The following is a 19,248-nucleotide window of genomic DNA, read 5'->3' on the forward strand; positions in this document are numbered from 1 at the left end:
CCCGCTACACCGAGGCCAGCCTGGTCAAGGAGCTGGAAGAGCGGGAGATCGGACGTCCGTCCACCTACGCCTCGATCATCGGGACGATCCTCGACCGCGGGTACGTGTTCAAGAAGGGCACGGCGCTCGTCCCGTCGTTCCTGGCGTTCGCCGTGGTGAACCTGCTGGAGCAGCACTTCGGCAACCTGGTCGACTACGACTTCACCGCGCACATGGAGGACGGTCTCGACGAGATCGCCCGCGGGGAGGCCGAGCGCGTCCGCTGGCTGACGCGGTTCTACTTCGGCGCCAACGGCGAGGAGGGCCTCAAGGAGCTGGTCGGCGACATCGGCGATATCGACGCCAAGGGGATCAGCTCGTTCCCGCTCAAGGGCAGCGACATCATGGTGCGCGTGGGCCGGTACGGGCCGTACCTCGACCGCGACGGCGAGCGCGTCAACATCCCCGAGGACATCGCGCCGGACGAGCTGACCGCCGAGAAGGCCGAGGAGCTGTTCGCCCAGCCGAGCGGCGACCGGGAGCTCGGAACCGACCCGGAGACGGGCCACACGATCGTGGCGAAGTCCGGACGGTTCGGCCCGTACGTCACCGAGATCCTGCCGGAGCCGGCGCCTCCCGCCGAGGGCGAGAAGAAGCGGCGCACCAAGAAGGCGGACGCGCCCAAGCCGCGCACGGGTTCGCTCTTCAAGACGATGTCGCTCGACACCATCACGCTGGACGACGCGCTGAAGCTGCTGTCGCTGCCGCGCACCCTCGGGGAGCTGGACGGCGAGCCGGTGACCGCGCAGAACGGACGGTTCGGCCCGTACATCAAGCGGGGCGCCGACAGCCGTTCGCTCGGCTCGGAGGACGAGCTGTTCACCGTCACGCTGGAGAAGGCCAAGGAGCTGTTCGCGCAGCCGAAGCAGCGGGGGCGGGGCCGTGCGGCGGCCGCGGCGCCGCTGCGGGAGCTCGGCAACGACCCGGCGAGCGAGAAGCCGGTCGTGGTGAAGGAGGGGCGGTTCGGCCCGTACGTCACCGACGGCGAGACGAACGCGAGCCTCCGCAAGGGCGACGAGGTCGAGTCGATCACCATCCAGCGCGCCGCTGAGCTGCTCGCCGAGCGCCGTGAGAAGGTGGCCGCCGACGGCGGGAAGAAGAAGACGACAACGCGCCGTCGAACCTCGGCAAAGTCGGGCTCCTAAGGACATCCACGCCGATACCCTGACCGACATGACCAGAACGGGCGCTACCCGGCCGCATCCCGCAGCGCCGGGCGTTTCGCCGCTTTCGTCGATCGGGCCGTTCCGGCGGCTCTGGGCCGCGCTGTCGCTGTCCGGCCTCGCCCATTGGCTGAGCGTGCCCGCGCTCACCGCCATGGCCGCGGTGCTGACCCGCGACGATGACGCCGCCGCCCAGGTCCAGGCGATCGGCGGGGTGCTGGTCGCGATGCTGCTGCCCGCCGTCCTGCTGGCGCCGCTCGCCGGGACGCTCGCGGTCCGGCTCGACCGCCGGGCCGTGCTGATCGGCGCCGACGCGCTCCGGTTCGTGCTCGTGCTGACGGTGCCGCTTCTGGACGCCCTGCCGTGGACGCTGGTCGCCGCGTTCCTGGTCGGCTGCGTGACCGTGCTGTGGGTCCCGGCCGCCGCCGCAACCCCGCCCGGGCTCGTCCCGGACGATCTGCGAGGCGCCGCGCGCCGCTCGACCGCGCGCGCGCTCTGCGGGCCCGCGCCGGTCGCGGCGCTGCTGTTCGCCGTCGTCGCCCTCATCGCGGACGGGACGTTCGGCAAGGGCGACCGCGCCGACCTCGCGCTCTACGTGACATCCGTGTTGTTCCTCGCCTCGGCCGGTGCGGTCGCCACGCTCGGTGAGCTGCCGGGGACAGAGCCGATCTCGGTGCCCGCGCCGTTGAAGCTGCTTGTCCAGGGGCCACGGACGGCCGTCCCCGCCACCGGGCGCGGTCTTGGCCTGGCGGTCGGCGGCGCGTCGCTGACCGCGGGCGCGGTCGTCGCCGTGGCCCGGGTCTACACCGGCGACCTCGGCGGAGGGAACGCGGGCTACGGCGCCGTCCTCACCGGCCTGACCGCTGGGCTCGGCTTCGGGCTGTTCCTCGGCCCGCGCATCCTCGGCCCGTTCAGCCGCCGCCGGCTCCTCGGCCTCGCGGTCATCGCCGCCGCGCTCGCGCTCGTGGTGGTCTCCCTCGTCCAGAACCTCGTCGTCGTGGCGTTCGTGACGGCGTTCCTGGGCGCCGCGGCCGGGGCCGCCTGGTCCACCGGCACCGCCGCGCTCACCGCCCCCGCCGGCCCTGCCGGCCCGGGCGCCGCCGAGCCTTCGGACGAGGGGCGTCCGCTGGCCTACCTGCGTTCGGTCGCGCTGGTCACCGCACTGGTCGTGGCGGCGGTCGTCCCGCCGGTCGCCGGGGCCATCGGCTCCCGCCGCCTGGAGCTCGGCGGCGGCGACTACGACTTCGACGGGACGGGCGCGGCGCTGCTCATCGCCGGGCTGCTGGCCCTGCTCGCCGGACTGGTCGCGTTCCGCCGGCTGGACGACCGGCCCGGCATCCCGCTTGTCCCGGACCTGCGGGCCGCCCTGCACGGCGACGTCTACGCGCTGCCCGAGCGGGCCGTCCCCGAGGACCGGGTGGTCGCGCGCCGCGAGCGCGGCGTGTTCATCGCGTTCGAGGGCGGCGAAGGCGCGGGCAAGACCACCCAGGCGCGGCTCGCCGCGATCTGGCTGCGCGACCACGGCTACGACGTCGTCACCACGCACGAGCCCGGCGCCACGAAGATCGGCATGCGGCTGCGCGCGATGCTCCTGGACCGCGACACCACCGGCCTGTCGGACCGCGCCGAGACGCTCCTGTACGCCGCCGACCGCGCCGACCACGTCGCGAACGTGGTCAGGCCCGCCATGGAGCGCGGCGCGATCGTCGTCAGCGACCGGTACATCGACTCGTCCCTGGCCTACCAGGGGTTCGGACGGCAGCAGGCCGTCGGCGACATCGCCCGCGTCAACGCCTGGGCCACCGGCGGCCTCGTCCCGGACCTGACCGTCCTGCTGGAGGTCCCGCCGCAGACGGGCCTGCGCAGGCTGTCCGCCCCGGCCGACCGCATCGAGTCCGAGCCGCAGGAGTTCCACGAGCGGGTCCGCGCCGGGTTCCGCGCGCTGGCGGAAGCCGATCCCGGCCGCTACCTGGTGCTGGACGCGAGCCGTCCGCAGGGCGAGCTGAGCCGGGAGATCCAGTACCGCATCCGCGAGATCCTCCCCGACCCCGTCCCGGCGGGCACCGAGGACGTCACCAGCACCTTCCCCGCGATCACCGACGCCTGAGCCGTCACCGAGCCTGAGCTGTCCTCTCGTGTCTGGGCCGTCCCCTCGCGCCTGGGCCGTCACCGTGTCTGAGCCGTCGCCTCGCGTTTGACCCGTCCCCCCACGTTTGACCCGTCGCCTCGCGTCTGACCCGTCCCCCCACGTTTGACCCGTCCTCTCGCGTCTGAGCCGCCTCCCCGCGTCTGAGCCGTCACCGCGTTTGGGCCGTCGCCTCGCGTTTGGGCCGTCACCGCGTCTGGGCCGCCTCCTCGCGTCTGAGCCGTCACCGCGTTTGAGTCGTCGCCCCGCGTCCTGGCCGGGCGTGCGGACCGGGCCTGGGTGCGGGGACTGGGCCGGGTGCGGGGACCGGGGCGTGGGACGCCGTCGGAGGCCGTAGCCTTTGGGGATGAGCGTGTGGGATGACCTGGTCGGGCAGGAGCCGGTTGTCGCGCAGATGTCCACGGCCGCGGAGGGCACCGGCGGCGTGGCGCATGCGTGGTTGTTCACCGGGCCGCCCGGGGCGGGACGTTCCACTGCGGCGCGGGCGTTCGCGGCGGCGTTGCAGTGCACCGAGAGGCCCCGGGGGTGCGGCCACTGCGCGTCCTGCCACCAGGTGCTCCAGGGCACGCACGCCGACGTCGAGGTCGTCCGTCCGGCGGGGTTGTCGTACGGCGTGAAGGAGACCCGTGAGCTCGTGCTGCGGTCGTCGTCGTCCCCGAGCGGGGGACGGTGGCAGGTCGTCCTGTTCGAGGACGCCGACCGGGCGACGGAGGCCGCCGCCAACGCGCTGCTGAAGGCGATCGAGGAGCCGCCGCCGCGGACGGTGTGGCTGCTGTGCACGCCGTCGCCGGACGATCTGCTCGTGACCATCCGGTCGCGCTGCCGCGTGGTGACGCTGCGGACCCCGCCGGTCGCGGCCGTCGCGGACGTGCTCGTCCTGCGGGACGGCGTCGACCGGGAGACCGCGGACGTCGTGGCACGGGCGGCGCAGGGGCACATCAGCCGGGCGCGGCGCCTCGCGACCGACCCGGAGGCGCGCGCGCGGCGTGCCGAGGTGCTGGCGGTACCGCGCCGGCTCACGTCGGTGGGTCCGGCGGTGGCGGCGGCGGAGGCACTGGTCAAGGCGGCCGAGGCGGAGGCCAAGACGCAGGCGGAGGAGCTGAACGAGTCCGAGACGTCCGCGATGCGGCAGGCGCTCGGGGAGAGCGCGAAGGGACGCATGCCGCGCGGCACCGCGGGCGTCCTCAAGGAGCTGGAGGACCGCCAGAAGTCGCGCGCGACGCGGGTGAAGCGCGACGCGCTGGACCGGGCGCTGCTCGACCTGGCGTCCTATTACCGTGACGTGCTGACGCTGCAGCTCGGCGCGGGCACGGAGCTGGTCAACACCGAGCTGGGCCCGGAGCTGCGGACGGCCGCCGCCGCGGGTCGTCCTGAAGCCAGCCTCCGGCGACTCGACGCGATCATGCTGTGCCGCGAGCGGCTGGAGGCGAACGTCAATCCGCTCCTCGCGGTCGAGGCGCTGACCCTGGCCCTGCGCACCGGCTGACACCCGCGCCGCCCGCGCTGCCGCACGGCCCGCACCGCCCGCGCTGCCGCACGGCCCGCGCCGCCCGCGCTGCCGCACGGCCCGCACCGCCGCGCTGCCGCACGGCCCGCACCGCCGCGCTGCCGCACGGCCCGCACCGCCGCGCTGCCGCACGGCCCGGCGCGGCCCGCCGCGCCGGGCCGTCGCCCGCAGGCCGGTTCTTATGTTCGTTCGGTTTGTCCGGAATGGGGCACTTACAAGAGCTGTCCCCTTTTGTTACATATCCGTACGCCTCCCTCAACAAGAACAGAAGTAACATTTCCTGGCTAAGCTCACCCAACCCGGGCAAGCTCCCCCACTGCCAGGAGGTTTGCTTTGCGGCGCGCCTTGATTTCCGCCGCGTGCGCCGTCGTTACGACGACGGCCCTCGCGTTCCCCGCGTCTGCGGCTCCGAGCGAGCCCCAGGCCAAGGGTGAGGTCTCCGAGTATGTCGTCCTCTACAGAGAGGGCGTTTCCCCCGGCAGGGCCCACGACGCCGTGAAGGCGGCCGGAGGTTCGATCGTCCGCGAGAACAAGGACGTGGGCGTCGCCACCGTCCGGTCGCGGAACCCGAGGTTCACCGCCGACGCGATGGAGCAACGGGCCCTGGACGGCGTCGCGCACAACCGTGTGATCGGCGAGGCGCCCAAGGCCCCCAAGAAGGCCGCCACGGCGGTCGAGCGGACGGCCGGGACGCAAGGCCAGGTCAACCCCACCGGCAAGCCGACCAAGGACGCCGACCCGCTGGCCGACCTTCAGTGGGACATGAAGCAGATCCATGCGACGACGGCGGGTTCGTACAAGACCGAGCCCGGTGACAAGCGTGTGCTGGTCGGTGTCCTGGACACCGGTGTGGACGGCGACCACCCCGACATCAAGCCGAACTTCAACAAGAAGCTCAGCCGGAACTTCACGACCGACATCCCGAAGGACGCCGACGGGAAGAAACTCGACGGGCCTTGCGAGTTCAAGTCGTGCGTCGACCCGACCGACTGGGACGACAACGACCACGGCACGCACGTCGCGTCCACCATCGCCTCGCCCCGCAACGGGCTCGGCATGGCGGGCGTCGCGCCGAAGGTGTCGCTGGTGAACATCCGCGTCGGCCAGGACTCCGGGCAGTTCTACCTGCAACCGACCGTGGACGGCCTGACGTACGCGGCGAAGGCGGGCGTCGACGTCGTCAACATGTCGTACTACATCGACCCCTGGCTCTGGAACTGCGCGAGCAACCCGGCGGACAAGCCCGAGGACCAGCTGGAGCAGCGGACCATCATCAAGGCGACGCAGCGTGCGCTGGACTTCGCGCACGACCGCGGTGTCACGCTGATCTCCGCTGCGGGCAACGACCTCGTCGACTACACCAAGACGAACCTGGACGACACGAGCCCGGACTTCCCGTCCGTCCCGGGTGAAAAGCCCTACAAGCGGACCGTCCCGGCGAGCTGCGTGTCCATGCCGTCCGAGGGCAACCATGTGATTCCGGTGTCGGCGACCGGTCCGAGCACCCGCAAGTCGTACTACAGCAGCTTCGGCAACGGGTACGTCGCCGTGGCCGCCCCCGGCGGCGACAAGGCGGAGACACCAGACGGCAAGCCGGACGACCGGCGCGGCATCTGGGCCGCCTACCCGGCCCGCCTGGCCAAGGAGCGGGGCGAGCTCAACCCCGACGGCACTCCGAAGGTGTCGTTCCTGATCCGCAGCTGCACCGGCAAGAAGTGCGCCTACTACCAGTCCATCCAGGGCACCTCGATGGCGTCGCCGCACGCGGTCGGCGTCGCCGCGCTCGTCGTCAGCAAGTACGGCAGGCCGGACCGCGGCCACGGCGGCCTCACGCTCGACCCGTCGTTCGTGGAGCGGGTCCTGCGCGGCACCGCCACCGCCAAGCCCTGCCCGACGCCGAGCACCGTCGAGTACGTCTGGTACAGGCTCGTCGACGGCAAGTGGGTGAAGAACACCTCGAAGCAGACCTGTGAGGGCTCGAAGGAGCGGAACGGGTTCTTCGGCAACGGCATCGTGGACGCGTTGCACGCCGTCCAACGCTGAGCCGACGCACGACGCGGTTCCTGACGCGGCCCCCGACCGGCTACGGCCCCCGACCGGCTACGGTCGGGGGCCGCGTTCTGCCTGCGGTGGGACGGAATCGGTTCTTCGCTGCGGGGGAAGCAACCTGACGGGCCCGGCGGCGTCTCTGGGACATGGAAAGTGAAACGGTGCTCGACGAACCTCCACCGGGCCGGGTGACCGACGACGCGACGTCGGCGGTCACCGACCTGTACCGGGGGCACGCGCTCGGGCTGATGCGCCTCGCCCTGATGATGGTCGGCGACCGCGGGACGGCGGAGGACGTCGTCCAGGAGGCGTTCACGGGCCTGTACAGGCGGTGGCCGCGCCTGCGCGACCGCGACAAGGCGCTGACGTACGTGCGTTCCGCCGTCCTCAACGGGTCGCGGACGGCGCTGCGGCGACGCCGGAGGCCGTTCCGCACCGTCCACCAGCCGCCGGTGTGGTCCGCCGAGGCCGAGGCGATGGTCGGCGAGGACCGGCGCGAGGTCATGGAGGCGCTGCACCGGCTCCCGGCCCGGCAGCGTGAGGCACTGGTGCTGCGCTACTTCGGCGATCTCTCCGAGGAGGAGATCGCCGACGCGATGCGGGTGAGCCGCGGCACCGTCAAGTCCACCACGTCCCGTGCGATCGCCGCGCTGGGCAAGATCCTGGAGGGGGAGCAGTGAACGCGACCGAAGAGCGTCTCAGGGACGCGCTGAAGACCGTGGGCGAGACCCTCGCGGCCGAGGACGTCCCGCCGCCGAGGTTCGCGGGGAGGCGGCGCGCCATGTTCTCCCGTCCGGTGCTGGTGGCCGCCGCCGTCGCCGCGTCCGCCGTGGTGGCGGTGGGGGGCGTGACCGCGGGCGCGGTCTTCACGTCCGGGGAGAAGGCCCGGCCCCTGTCGCCTGCCCGCGAGGCCAAGGTCGCGGTGTTCCTCTGCGTGCGCACCTCCAGCAACCCCTCGTGCGAGAAGCGGGACGCGACGGCGCAGCAAAGGGAGGCTGTCAAGAACCTGCTGGAGCGCCTTCCCCAGGTGCGCAAGGTCGAGTACGAGTCGAAGCGGGACGCGTACGAGAGATTCAAGGAGCGCTTCGGAAAGGACGAGAGGTTCTTGCGCCTCCAGCCCGGCGACGTCCCCGACTCGATGCGGGTGACGCTCCGAGCGGGCGCGAAACCCAAGACCGTCATGATGGCCGTGCTCGGTACCCCCGGAGTGGACCAGGTGCTGATCGAGAAGCGCTGACCTGGGGCATGATGGGGCCATGCCGTACCGAGTCACGTTCGTCTGCACGGGCAACATCTGCCGCTCCCCGATGGCCGAATCGGTCCTGCGCCACCACGTCGAGAACGAGGGCCTGGACGTGGAGGTGGACAGCTCGGGGACGGACGGCTGGCACGCGGGCGACGAGGCCGACGACCGGACGATCGCGGCGCTGCGCCGGGCGGGCTACCGGTCGGCGCACTCCGCGCGGCGGTTCGAGGCGTCCTGGTTCGACCGGTACGACTTGATCATCGCGCTGGACGAGGGGCACCTGCGGGCGCTGCGCGCGATGGCGCCGGACGAGGAGGCGCGCGGCAGGATCCGCCTGCTGCGCGAGTTCGACCCCGAGGCGGGCGCCGACCTCGATGTCCCCGACCCCTACTACGGGGGCCGCGCCGACTTCGACCTCGTGCTGGAGCTGGTCGAGGCGGCGATGCCGGGCCTGCTGGAGGAGATCCGCGCCGGTCTCAAGGCCGCCTGACGGCATGCGGGAGCGGATCGGACGGCTGCTCGGGACCCGGGTCGAGAACCTCGACGACCTCGGCTCCAGCCATTCCTGGACGCTGCACCGGGCGTCCCTGGCCGACGGCCGCGAGGTGTTCGTGAAGGCGGCGCCCGATCAGGCGGGCGTGTTCGCGGCGGAGGCGGCCGGGCTGCGCTGGCTGGCCGAGGCGGGACCCGGAACGCCCGTCCCCGAGGTCCTCGGCGCGGACGACCTTCTGCTCGTCCTGCCGTGGCTTCCGTCCGCCCCGGCCGGTGCAGAGGCAGCCGAACGTCTCGGACGGGAGCTGGCGGCCCTGCACACCGGTGCGCGGCCGGAGGCGTACGGCGCGCCGTGGGAAGGGTTCATCGCCGACCTTCCGCTGGACAACACCCTGGACGATCGCGACTGGCCGCGCTGGTACGCCGAGCGGCGCCTCGAACCGTTCCTCCGCCGCGCCGCCCGCCACCTTTCCGCGGACGACGTGCGGCTCGTCGAACGCGTCATGGCGGACATCGAGCGCCTTGCCGGGCCACCGGAGCCGCCCAGCCGCATCCACGGCGACCTGTGGTCGGGCAACATCATGTGGTCGGACGGCCGGGCCCTGCTGATCGACCCCGCTGCGCACGCCGGCCACCGCGAAACCGACCTCGCCATGATGGCGCTGTTCGGAACGCCCCTGCTCGACCGCGTCCTGTCCGCCTACGATGAGGCGGCGCCGCCGGCGGACGGATGGCGCGCCCGGATCCCGCTGCACCAGCTCCACCCGCTGCTCGTCCACCTGGCCCTCTTCGGTGGTTCGTACCGTTCGCCGGTGGTCGAGGCCGCCCGCGGCGCGCTCGCCGCCGGCGCCTAGAGGTCACCGTGGCCAAGGCGGCTGCGTTACTTGGGCTCGAATAGATAACTCCGCAATGATGGCTGTTTGCCGCGAGGTAGATGAGATAGAAACTACGGGTCGGTAGACCGAGTGGTTGAGAGGCTGGTGCTGGGCAACCCCATGGACGGCAGGCGCAAGGTACCGGCTCCGGGGTCGCGGACCGGGGCGGCGTGGAAGGGGCTCCTTCCGGTCGGCGTCGCCGCGGGCGTGGCGTTGGTCATCGGCGGCGGCGTGGACGTGGTCCACCATCGCCAGCGCGCCGAGAAGAGCGAGCACGCCGCCAAGCCCGCCGCGAAGAGCATGCGGACCACGCCGCGCTACGTCGTCGGGGTCCGCGGCCAGGGATCCGCGCTCGTCGTCCGTGACCTCCGCGACGGGGACGATGTCGGCCTGCCCGTCGCCGCGCCGCAGGGCCGCCGCTTCCAGCGCATCTCGGCCGCGAAGAACGGCACGTACGTGGTCTCGTCCTATGCCGCCCGGAAGGTCACGTTCCAGCGCCTCGAACTCGGAAAGAACGGACACCCGAAGGACCTGGAGGAGATCCCGAGGGCCACCGTCCCCGGCGTCTCCACCCCGTACTCCGACCTCGCCGTCAACCCGGACGGCGACCGCATCGCGTACGTGACGTACCGGGGCACCGCGAGCCGCGTCGACGTCGTCTCGGCCCGTACCGGCGCCCGCAAGGCGTGGACGACCAAACGGCCCGGACGGGTCGGCGGCCTCTCGTGGGCCGGCGACATACTCGGCTTCGTGTGGAACCCGCTGCCCCCGCCCGGAGGCCGGCCCGCCGGCGGGGCCACCGCCGGCGGGGCCACGAGGAAGGCCGGCGGCATCCGATATCAGATGCGCACGCTCGATACCCGGCTCCCGTCCGGTGATCTGAAGGTCAGCAAGGTCGCCCTGAACCTGCCTCCGGGCGTGACGACCGCCGTCCTGAGCCGGGACGGCCGGACGGTCATCGCCGGGCTGGCCCGGAACGCCCAGATCTCCTTGCAGGCTTACGCGATCGGCACCCGTCGCCCCATCAAGGTCGTCGCGCGGCAGAGGTCGACGGGCCGGGTGGCGCGCCTCGACGCCGACCACACGGGCGGGCATCTGCTGGTGTCCTCCAGCGACGGGCGCCTGTACGCGGAGGGCGCCGCGCTCCCCGCCGGAGATCTGGCCGACGCCGCTTGGTGACCCAGCCTCCGGCGCCCGTGCGTGCCCGCGTGGGTCCCTGCGGAAAGCCCGTCTTGGCGGCCTGGTCGGGGAGCCCGTCTCGGAGGCTTGTTCGGGAGCCACCTTGGGCCCGTCCGGGGAACCCAAGTGGGTTAGGGGCGTCCAGAATGTGTCCAAAGCGGCTTCTTCCTGGTAACGCTTAGAGTGGACCGCACTGAACCGGGCGAACGGAGCGAAACCGTGGGCATGGTGATGGCAGTCAGCTTCACCCGGTACGGCCGCCTGTACTACCTCGACCCCGGTTCGCACACGCCGAAGGTGGGCGACAAGGTCCTCGTCCCGACCGATTCGGGCTCCGAGGTCGCCGAGTGTGTCTGGGCGCCGCAGTGGGTGTCGGACGACATCGGCGGGCTCCCCGAGTGCGCCGGTCCCGCCACCGAGGAGCACCTGGCCCGCGACGAGGCCAACCGGCGCCGCCGTGCCGAGGGACGGTCCGTCGCCAAGCGGCTGATCCGCAGGCACGGGCTGCCGATGAAGGTCATCGGCGTCGACTACCTCGACGCCGACAACATCTTCAAGATCTACTTCTCGGCGCCGCACCGGGTGGACTTCCGCGCGCTGGTCCGCGACCTCGCCCGCGGCATCAAGGCCCGCGTCGAGCTGCGGCAGGTCGGCCCCCGCGACGAGGCACGGCTCCAGGGCGGCATCGGTCCGTGCGGTCGTGACCTGTGCTGCTCCACGTTCCTCAAGGACTTCGAGCCCGTCTCCGTCCGGATGGCGAAGGACCAGGACCTGCCCGTCAACCCCCTCCGTATCGCCGGTGCCTGCGGCCGCCTCATGTGCTGCCTGAAGTACGAGCATCCGCTCTACATGGAGTTCAAGGAGAAGGCCCCGCGGCTCGGGACCCGGGTGAGCACGCCCGAGGGGGACGGGCAGGTCATCGGCTACAACGTCCCCGGCGACCGGGTCACCGTGAAGGTCGGGTCGCGGCGCTGCTCCTGCCCGTCGGCGTCCGTCTGCTCACCGCGTCAGCAGCACGAGGCGATGTACGACGACGACGGCGCCCCGGACGTTGGATCGGCCTGAGCGTCGCATCCTGTGACCGACGCCTCGGTCACGGGACGAACTTCAGCTCTGGGAAGCGGGGCGACGGGCCGTCCAGCAGATGGTCGTCGCGGTGGCGGAGCTGGAGGTCGAAGAACGAGCCGATCGCGGCGCGCTCGGCGGCCAGGGCGCGGACGGGGTCGCCGCCGCCGATGAGGTCGACGACCTGCTGCCTGGTCATCAGTCCGGCCTGGGCGAGTTGCGGGACCTGCGCTTCCAGGTCGGTGTAGGAGTTGTGCTGGGCGCCCGTGAGCTGGAGGTTGCGCCGCCAGCCGCGCAGGTTCTGCCAGAACGGCTGGAGCGCCGAGGCGTTGTGGTCGAACGACTGCGAGTTCATCAGCATGAACGGACGGTCGAGGCCGTCGTTCACGACCGAGCCGATGGGCCCCTTGTCCGTGAGCATCCCCCCGTCCATGTTGATGCCCGCGTCCACCCGCCGGTCGTCGTGCATGGTCTGGGCGGACGCCGCCCCGCCGAGCGAGTGGCCGAACATGCCGACCCGGGCGAGGTCCAGCGAGCCGCGCAGTCCGCGCGGGAGAGGGCGGTGCCCTGCGTCGGGATTGCCTCCCCTGTTCAACCGCGCGAGCCCGTCCAGGACGAACGTGGCGTCGGCGCTCCGGGTCGCCATCTCCTTCGACAGGATGTCGTGGATGGTGTCCTTGTTCTCCTCCGGCTGGTTGCGGGGTTCGACCCGTCCGCCGGGGAACTCGACCTCGCTGGGATCGTAGGTGTGGTCGATGGACACGACGACGTAGCCGCGCGACGCCAGGTCCTCTGCGAGGACGGTGCCGAGGGCCCGGGGCGTCCGGTGCCCTGGCGAGTAGAGCACCACGGGCCGCCGCCCGCCACGCCGGTCCACGGGCGCGCCGGTGCGCGAGTGGGTGCGGGTGGCCGCCCAGTCGACCCTGCCCGCTGGGACGATCGGGTCGGGTGGCGCGGACACGACCTCGTCGAAGTGCTCCGCGGCCTTGGCGGGCATCTGCGGCGCGAGCGGGTGACCCGCGGTGGTTCGCGCCGGGTACCACACGCTCACCATCAGCTCCCGGTACGGCTTGGACGGCACCCAGGGGTCGCGGCGGGAGCGGTCGACCAGGTGCAACTCCGTCATTCCGGTACCGGCCCGTCCGGTCGGCGCCGGAAGGGTCAGCTTCACCTTCGCCGCCCCATCCGGAGCCGGACGGGCCGCGGCGGTGGCCGAAGCGGTGCTGGGCTGGACGAGCGAGGCCGCGGCCATCACGGGCAGCGCCCCGGCCAGGAACATTTTGCGTATCACGTCGTCGCCTTTCGGAGGGTGATTACCAGGCGAGCCTCGCGCGGTACGGCGGCGGCTACCTCCCTCCGGCGGGCGAACCCGTTCCCCCGCGCGGACGATCGCGGGTCGTGAATCGGTCGGGACGACGGGATCTAGGGTCCGTACGCGGCACCGTGCGACTTGGAGAGATCCGCATGACCGGAGCACCGCTTGACGGGAACGTAAGGCGGCTGGGACTGGACGACCTCCCAGGCTGCCAGCGGCTGGCCGTCAGCCGCGGCTCGGTTCGGCCGACGCGCACAGCTCGCGGTACGCCTCGTTCAAATCCGCCGCTTCCGGGACGCGGAGCGCCTCCACCGCCGTGATGACCTCGGCCGCGCGCCAATAGCTCGACGGGACGAGACGGCCGCTGGTGACAGCCTCCAGCGCCGTATGCGCCGCCTCGTCCGGTTGGCCGGAGGCGAGCAGCGCAAGGGCCAGGTCGAGCCGCGCGGACGCTGCCCGCCGGGGCCGCGCCGGGCCGCCGACCGGCTGCTCCAGCCGGGCCAGCACACCGCGGGCGTACGGCTCGGCTGCCGGGTCGCCTGCCCACGCGAGCGTCGTGGCGGTGTAGGCGTCGCTCTTGGCCGGGTCGTAGCGGTAGTGGTGCTCAGGCCGGTCAGGCATCGGCAGGGGCGCGACGAGCCGCTCGACGTTCGTCAGGGCATCGCGCATCTCCCTGGCCGCGCCGGTCTCCCCGGCCGCCGCCAGCCGCGCCCACGCTCGCCCCTCCTGCGCCCTCGCCTGGATGAACGCCGAGCCGTCCTGCGGTGCCGCCTTCCGCGCCGACTGAGCAAGCGCGACCGTGCGCGGATAATCACCCTCCGTGAGGGCCTGCCACGCCCGGGTCTCCAGCGTCCACGCGAGGATCTCGGGATGCCCGGCGTGGTCGGCGAGCTGCGCGGCGGTGCGCAAGCGCGCGGCGGCGGCCGACCGCCGGCCGAGGTCCACATCGCACGTCGCGGCGATCAGCGACAGCCAGCCCCCGACGACGACCAGGCGGCGGCGCTCGGCGAGCGTCATCCGAGCGCCCATGAGCCGCGAGACGTAGCCCAGGTGCAGGCGAGCCCGGACGACCAGCTCGTCCGGGGCGGAGCGCGGGTAGGCGGACGCCAGCTCGTCCACGGTCATCTCCAGCGCGACAAGGGTCTCTTCACCCACATCGCTGGCGGCGACCCGCCGCGCCAGTTCCAGCGCCTCCAACTCGTCATCGATCGCATCGATCGCATCGAGCGCGCCCGAGCCGGGAGCACTGCCCCCGCCTCGCACGCCCGCTTCCGCGAACAACTCCTCTTCGGTCTTCCCCGTAACGCGGGCGTACAAAGGCCGATATATCGGGCCGGGGATGTGGTCGCTGCGCTCCCACTGCTTGATCATGTCCGCGAGGCTCTTCACGCCCGGGAGGCCCTCGGCGCCGGGACCGGCTGCGGTGCGCAGCATGATCGCCCACTTCTCCCGGGACCGGTGGGGGCGGCCGTACCGGTCGCGCGGTTCTTCGCGCAGCTTCCGCAGCCGCGCCCCGATGATCTTGCTGGCGTTGGACATCGCGACGCACCTCTCGCCCGGGGTTTCCAGAGAAGTGCCGCGGCCTCGCGGGGCCTCCTCCTCTCCGCATCCTCCCGCTAGAGGTGTGGCGCCCGCCACGAGTTCGGGGCGGAGGGTGGGGTCAGGCGAACTTTGTCTTGGGACGCTCCTGCTGGACGCCGTCCACGAAGATGTCGACCTTCTCGCTGTAGAAGCAGACGAGACCGGCGACCTTGCGGCTCTCCTCCAGAGGCAGCGGATACGACCAGGCCAGGTCCGGGTGCACGTCGTTCCCGGCGCGTACTGACCAGTACTCGGCAGTGCCCTTGTAAGGACATCCGGTGACGGTGTCGGTGTGCTCTAGCAAATCCATCCGGACGTGCGTCTTCGGCAAGTAGTAACGCACCGGTAGGCCCGTCTCGAACAGCAGACGGGGGCTGGACGACTCCGCCACCGTCACCCCGGCCACCTCGACGCGGATGTGCCGCGAGCTGGGCAGGATGTCGATGCGGGTGTACGGGCTCCGCGGATGGACGAAGACCTCCTCGTCCTCCTCGAACCAGGCGTCCATCGCGTCCCAGGTCAGGCGCACGAGGCCGCGCAGTTCCTCCAGCGGCGAGTCGGCGTACCGGACGGCGGCGCCGGGCGCCTCCGTGCCGTCCACCTTCACCGTGTAGACGGTCGATTCGCCCCGGCTCGGCGAGCGTTCGCCCGGCCCGTTCTCGACGAGCTCGGCGCGCACGTCGTCCACGGGGATGTAGTAGGTCGGGTAGTAGGGGACTTCCCAGACGAGGGACGGCGCCTTGGTGTCGGCCACAAGGTTTCCGCCGAGGTAGGCCCTGACGCGCTTGCCACTCTGCTCGATCCGGACGCGTGTCCGCTGTGCGCTGTCCTGTGATGTGCCCATGGTCGGGGCAACAGCCCCCGTCCCGGGCCTATTTCGGCATCCGCCGACCACATCGCGCCGTCTGCCCTCGTCCTGTCACTCGGCGAGCGCGGCCGTCTTCTTGCGGGGGATGGCCAGGATCGGGACGAGCGCGACGAGCAGGATCGCGGCCGCCCACCAGAACGTCTCGGTGAAGGCGCTGGTGAGCAGCGCGGGCGTCTGCGCGGTCTGGTGCTCGGCGGCGTCCTTGAGGTTGCCGCTCGCGCCCGGGATCTCGTCCCGGATCGCGATCTGCAGGACGACCGCCATCACCGCGGTGCCGAACGAGCTGCCGATGCGGATCAGGACGTTCGCGCCGGTCGTCGCGGCGGGCACCACGGCGCGGGGCAGGCCCTGGTAGCTCATCGCCATCAGGGACGGCGCGATCATGCCGTGCCCGAGTCCGACGACGAACATCGCCGTCATGATCAGGGCGCGTCCGGTGCCCGGGTCGAGGGAGGTGAGCATGGCCGTCCCGGCGAGGGCGACCACCGCGCCGATCGCGGCGATCCAGCGTCCGCCGAACCGGTCGGCGAGCCGTCCCGACAGCGGCAGGGTGATCATCGCGCCGACGCCCATCGGGGCCAGCAGCCAGCCCGAGTCCAGCGCCGACTCGCCCCGGACGATCCGGGCGAACAGCGGGATCAGGATCATCAGCCCGAACACCGCCGAGCTGTAGAGGAAGAACGCGCCGGTCGCCGTGGTGAACGCCCGCGTCCTCAGCCGCCGCACGTCGATCAGCGCGCCGTCGCCCTTGCGCGCGGCGTGCGCGATGAACGCGACCACGAGAACGGCGCCCGCGATGACGCTGGTCAGGAACCGCGCACCCGTGAGGCTCGCCCCGTTCCCGGCCTCGGACAGCCCGTACACCAGGGCGGCCAGGCCGGGGGAGAGCAGCAGCATCCCGAGCACGTCCAGCCGGGCGTCCGCGCTGCGCTCGGTGTCGCGCGGCAGCATCCGCAGGGCCGCCGCTAGCGCCACCGCGCAGAACGGGACGTTCACGTAGAACATCCAGCGCCAGCTCAGATGGTCGACGATCAGGCCGCCGAGCAGCGGCCCGAGCACCGGCGCCAGCATGGCGGGCACCGACACGATGCTCATCACGCGGCCCATCCGGTCGGGACCCGCCTGCCGGACGAGCATGGTCTGCCCGATCGGCATCAGCATCCCGCCGCCGAGGCCCTGCAGCACGCGGAACGCGATCAGCGACGTCACCGACCACGCCATCCCGCACAGCAGGGACCCGGTGATGAACAGGCCCAGCGAGACCAGCCACATCGTCCTGGCGCCGAACCGCTGCACCGACCAGCCCGTCAGCGGGATCGCCATGGACAGGGCCAAGGTGTACCCGGTCACGACCCACTGGATGGTCGAGAGCGAGGAGCCGAAGTCCTTGCCGAGCGAGCTGATCGCGACGTTCACGATCGTGCTGTCGAGAACCGTCATGATCGCGCCGAGGACGACGACGACGGCCAGTCTGCGCAGATGCGGGTCGATCCGCTCCTTGCCCCCGGAGCGCCCGGTCTGTGCGGTGGTACTCATTCGGTCGATCCCTCCGTTCCGTACACCGTATCGGTGTCACCGTACACCGTATCGGCGGATCCGTACAGTGTATTGATACGCCGTATCGCGTACGATCTGTGGCGTGCCAGGTACTTCACGAGGGCCGCGTGAGCGCGACCGGCCCGGCGACGTGTGGACGCGCCCCCGCGGCGGGCGCCGCCCGAAGCTGACGCGCGACGCGATCGTCGACACCGCCATCGAGATCGCGGACGCCGAGGGCCTGGACGCGGTCTCCATCCGCCGCGTCGCCGGCGAGCTCGGCGTCCGCGCGATGAGCCTCTACACCCACATCGACGCCAAGGAAGACCTCCTCGACCTCATGTACGACGTGGTCGCCGGCGAGGTGCTGGTCGACGACGAGCTGCCGGACGACTGGCGCGGAGCGCTGCTCCACATCGCCCACAAGGAACGCGCCGCCGGCCTCAGGCACCCCTGGATGTTCAAGCTCGCCGGCCGCTCACCCCGCGTCGGCCCGAACGGCCTGCGGCACGCCGAGCAGTCCCTCGCCGCCGCCGCCCGGCTCACCGACGACCCCAAGGCGATGCTGGCGATCATCACGGCGATCGACCACTACATGCTGGGCTTCACGCTCCGTGAGCACCGCATCCGCGCGTCCGGCGAGAACGGCCTCCAGCGGGCCCACGACAGCATGGCCGAGCAGCCCTACGTCCAGTCCCTGCTGGAAAGCGGCGAATTCCCCTATATGAAGTCACTGTTCGAGGCGGGCCTCTACGGCCTGGACGACTTCGACCTCGGCCTCAAATGGCTTCTCGACGGCATCGAGCAGGAATACGCGAAGAAGAAGCCCTAGGCTGCTACTCCGACGTAGCGTAGGCGTCGGCATACGGATCGCTACAACGAGACGGGGGCAGGGTGCGGGCAGCGAGGTTCATCAGCATGGCCACCGTGCTGGCACTGGCGGCGACCGCCTGCAGCAGCAGTAGCGGCGGCGAGGAGAAGGCCACCCCCGCGACGAGCGCCCCCGGCGGGCTCGAATCCTTCTACAACCAGAAGCCGTCCTGGCGCGACTGCGGCGGCGGCTTCCAATGCGCCAAGGCCCAAGTCCCCCTCGACTACCGCAAGCCGTCCGGCGAGAAACTGGGCCTTTCCCTCATCAGACTCCCCGCCAAGGACAAATCCAGTCGTATCGGCTCGCTGTTCACCAATCCGGGCGGCCCCGGCGGTTCCGGCGTCGAGTTCGTCCGCCAGGCCGCCACCAGCTTCGGCGCCGACCTGCGCAAACGCTTCGACATCGTCGGCTTCGACCCCCGCGGCGTCGGCGCCAGCGACCCCGTCCGCTGCAACACCGGCCCCCAGCTCGACAAGTTCCTCGCCACCGACTCGTCCCCGGACGACCAGCAGGAGACCGACGCCTTCGCCGCCGAGAGCAAGGGCTTCGCCCAGAACTGCAAGACGAAGGCGTCCTCCGAGCTCCCGTACGTCGGAACCGCCAACGCGGCCCGCGACATCGACGTCCTCCGTGCCGCCCTCGGCGACCAGAAGCTCACCTACTACGGCGCCTCCTACGGCACCTACCTGGGCGCCTTCTACGCCGAACAGTTCCCGTCCAACGTCCGCGCCCTCGCCCTGGACGGCGCCGTCGACCCCACGGCGTCCTCGACCGGCCTGCTGATCGAACAGGCCAAGGGCTTCGAGACCGCCTTCCGCGCCTTCGCCGAGAACTGCGTCAAGTCGTCCGGCTGCCCCTTGGGCACGTCCGCCGACGCCGCCATCGCCAAGATGACGTCCTTCCTCGCGCAGACGGACAAGCGACCCCTGGCCAACACCCGCGACACCCGCAAGGTCACCGAGGCCCTCGCCGTCATGGGCATCGCCACGGCCCTGTACCTCAAGGAGTACTGGCCCGTCCTCCGCCAAGCCCTCACCCAGGCCATCCAGAAGTCCGACGGCACCCTCCTCCTGACGCTCGCCGACCAGATGGTCGAGCGCAAACCCGACGGCTCCTACAGCAACCAGACCGACGCCAACATGGCCGTCAACTGCGTCGACAAGCCCAACCCGTCCTCCCTGGCCGAGTACGGAACGGGCCCTTGACGTGGAGCCGCCTATCGGAATCGAACCGATGACCTATTCATTACGAGTGAATCGCTCTGCCGACTGAGCTAAGGCGGCCTGCCGTGTGAGGCATGGCGGTAGCAGTCTACC

16 protein-coding genes and 1 tRNA gene are annotated in these 19,248 nt (G+C 71.6%); 12 read left to right on the forward strand and 5 right to left on the reverse strand.

The window, feature by feature from the left end; translation table 11 throughout:
- From E1298_RS27745 to E1298_RS27790, 10 genes are all read left to right on the forward strand, one after another.
- A partial coding sequence (locus tag E1298_RS27745) for a topoisomerase C-terminal repeat-containing protein (protein WP_243725848.1) occupies positions 1-1,184 on the forward strand: 1,184 nt, incomplete at its 5' end.
- Positions 1,185-1,212: 28 nt separating this feature from the next.
- Positions 1,213-3,309 (forward strand): dTMP kinase, encoded by a 2,097-nt coding sequence (tmk, locus tag E1298_RS27750; RefSeq protein WP_131898342.1) that lies wholly within the window; start codon positions 1,213-1,215, stop codon positions 3,307-3,309.
- A gap of 385 nt (positions 3,310-3,694) precedes the next feature.
- The gene (locus E1298_RS27755) at positions 3,695-4,834 is read left to right on the forward strand and encodes a DNA polymerase III subunit delta' (protein ID WP_131898344.1); all 1,140 of its coding nucleotides are present in this window, start codon (positions 3,695-3,697) and stop codon (positions 4,832-4,834) included.
- Positions 4,835-5,188: 354 nt separating this feature from the next.
- Positions 5,189-6,898, forward strand: a complete 1,710-nt coding sequence (locus tag E1298_RS27760; protein ID WP_131898346.1) for a S8 family peptidase — start codon at positions 5,189-5,191, stop codon at positions 6,896-6,898.
- 152 nt (positions 6,899-7,050) lie between these two features.
- On the forward strand, positions 7,051-7,584 hold the full coding sequence (locus E1298_RS27765) for a SigE family RNA polymerase sigma factor (protein ID WP_131898348.1): 534 nt from the start codon (positions 7,051-7,053) through the stop codon (positions 7,582-7,584).
- The gene (locus E1298_RS27770; RefSeq protein WP_131898350.1) at positions 7,581-8,141 is read left to right on the forward strand and encodes a permease-like cell division protein FtsX; all 561 of its coding nucleotides are present in this window, start codon (positions 7,581-7,583) and stop codon (positions 8,139-8,141) included. Before E1298_RS27765 ends, E1298_RS27770 begins: the two co-directional genes overlap by 4 nt.
- Before the next feature lie 19 nt (positions 8,142-8,160).
- Positions 8,161-8,640 carry a low molecular weight protein-tyrosine-phosphatase gene (locus E1298_RS27775; protein ID WP_131898352.1) on the forward strand — a complete coding sequence of 160 codons (480 nt, stop codon included), beginning with the start codon at positions 8,161-8,163 and terminating at the stop codon, positions 8,638-8,640.
- Between the two features lie 4 nt (positions 8,641-8,644).
- The gene (locus E1298_RS27780) at positions 8,645-9,496 is read left to right on the forward strand and encodes a fructosamine kinase family protein (protein ID WP_131898354.1); all 852 of its coding nucleotides are present in this window, start codon (positions 8,645-8,647) and stop codon (positions 9,494-9,496) included.
- A 111-nt stretch (positions 9,497-9,607) separates the two neighbouring features.
- Positions 9,608-10,696 (forward strand): hypothetical protein, encoded by a 1,089-nt coding sequence (locus tag E1298_RS27785; protein ID WP_243725849.1) that lies wholly within the window; start codon positions 9,608-9,610, stop codon positions 10,694-10,696.
- A 225-nt stretch (positions 10,697-10,921) separates the two neighbouring features.
- Entirely contained in the window at positions 10,922-11,761 is an 840-nt protein-coding gene (locus tag E1298_RS27790; RefSeq protein ID WP_131898366.1) for a PSP1 domain-containing protein, read from the forward strand.
- Between the two features lie 28 nt (positions 11,762-11,789).
- Here E1298_RS27790 and E1298_RS27795 read toward each other — a convergent pair whose 3' ends face one another.
- From E1298_RS27795 to E1298_RS27810, 4 genes are all read right to left on the reverse strand, one after another.
- Positions 11,790-13,052, reverse strand: a complete 1,263-nt coding sequence (locus E1298_RS27795) for an alpha/beta hydrolase family protein (RefSeq protein ID WP_207944871.1) — start codon at positions 13,050-13,052, stop codon at positions 11,790-11,792.
- A 249-nt stretch (positions 13,053-13,301) separates the two neighbouring features.
- Positions 13,302-14,615: an NsdA family TPR-like regulatory protein gene (locus E1298_RS27800; protein ID WP_207944872.1), complete on the reverse strand. Its 1,314-nt coding sequence runs from the start codon at positions 14,613-14,615 to the stop codon at positions 13,302-13,304.
- A 121-nt stretch (positions 14,616-14,736) separates the two neighbouring features.
- Entirely contained in the window at positions 14,737-15,501 is a 765-nt protein-coding gene (locus tag E1298_RS27805) for a DUF427 domain-containing protein (RefSeq protein WP_131898356.1), read from the reverse strand.
- Positions 15,502-15,576: 75 nt separating this feature from the next.
- Positions 15,577-17,061: a DHA2 family efflux MFS transporter permease subunit gene (locus tag E1298_RS27810; protein ID WP_131898358.1), complete on the reverse strand. Its 1,485-nt coding sequence runs from the start codon at positions 17,059-17,061 to the stop codon at positions 15,577-15,579.
- A gap of 103 nt (positions 17,062-17,164) precedes the next feature.
- On the opposite strand from E1298_RS27810, the gene E1298_RS27815 reads away from it, so the two are divergent.
- Together E1298_RS27815 and E1298_RS27820 are read left to right on the forward strand one after the other, a co-directional pair.
- Positions 17,165-17,893 carry a TetR/AcrR family transcriptional regulator gene (locus E1298_RS27815; protein WP_131898360.1) on the forward strand — a complete coding sequence of 243 codons (729 nt, stop codon included), beginning with the start codon at positions 17,165-17,167 and terminating at the stop codon, positions 17,891-17,893.
- A gap of 86 nt (positions 17,894-17,979) precedes the next feature.
- Entirely contained in the window at positions 17,980-19,137 is a 1,158-nt protein-coding gene (locus E1298_RS27820) for an alpha/beta fold hydrolase (protein ID WP_131898362.1), read from the forward strand.
- A gap of 2 nt (positions 19,138-19,139) precedes the next feature.
- Here E1298_RS27820 and E1298_RS27825 read toward each other — a convergent pair.
- Positions 19,140-19,215, reverse strand: a tRNA-Thr gene (locus E1298_RS27825).
- Positions 19,216-19,248: the final 33 nt, after the last annotated feature.

It is taken from the genome of Actinomadura rubrisoli (genome assembly GCF_004349215.1).
Classification (GTDB): Bacteria; Actinomycetota; Actinomycetes; order Streptosporangiales; family Streptosporangiaceae; genus Spirillospora; species Spirillospora rubrisoli.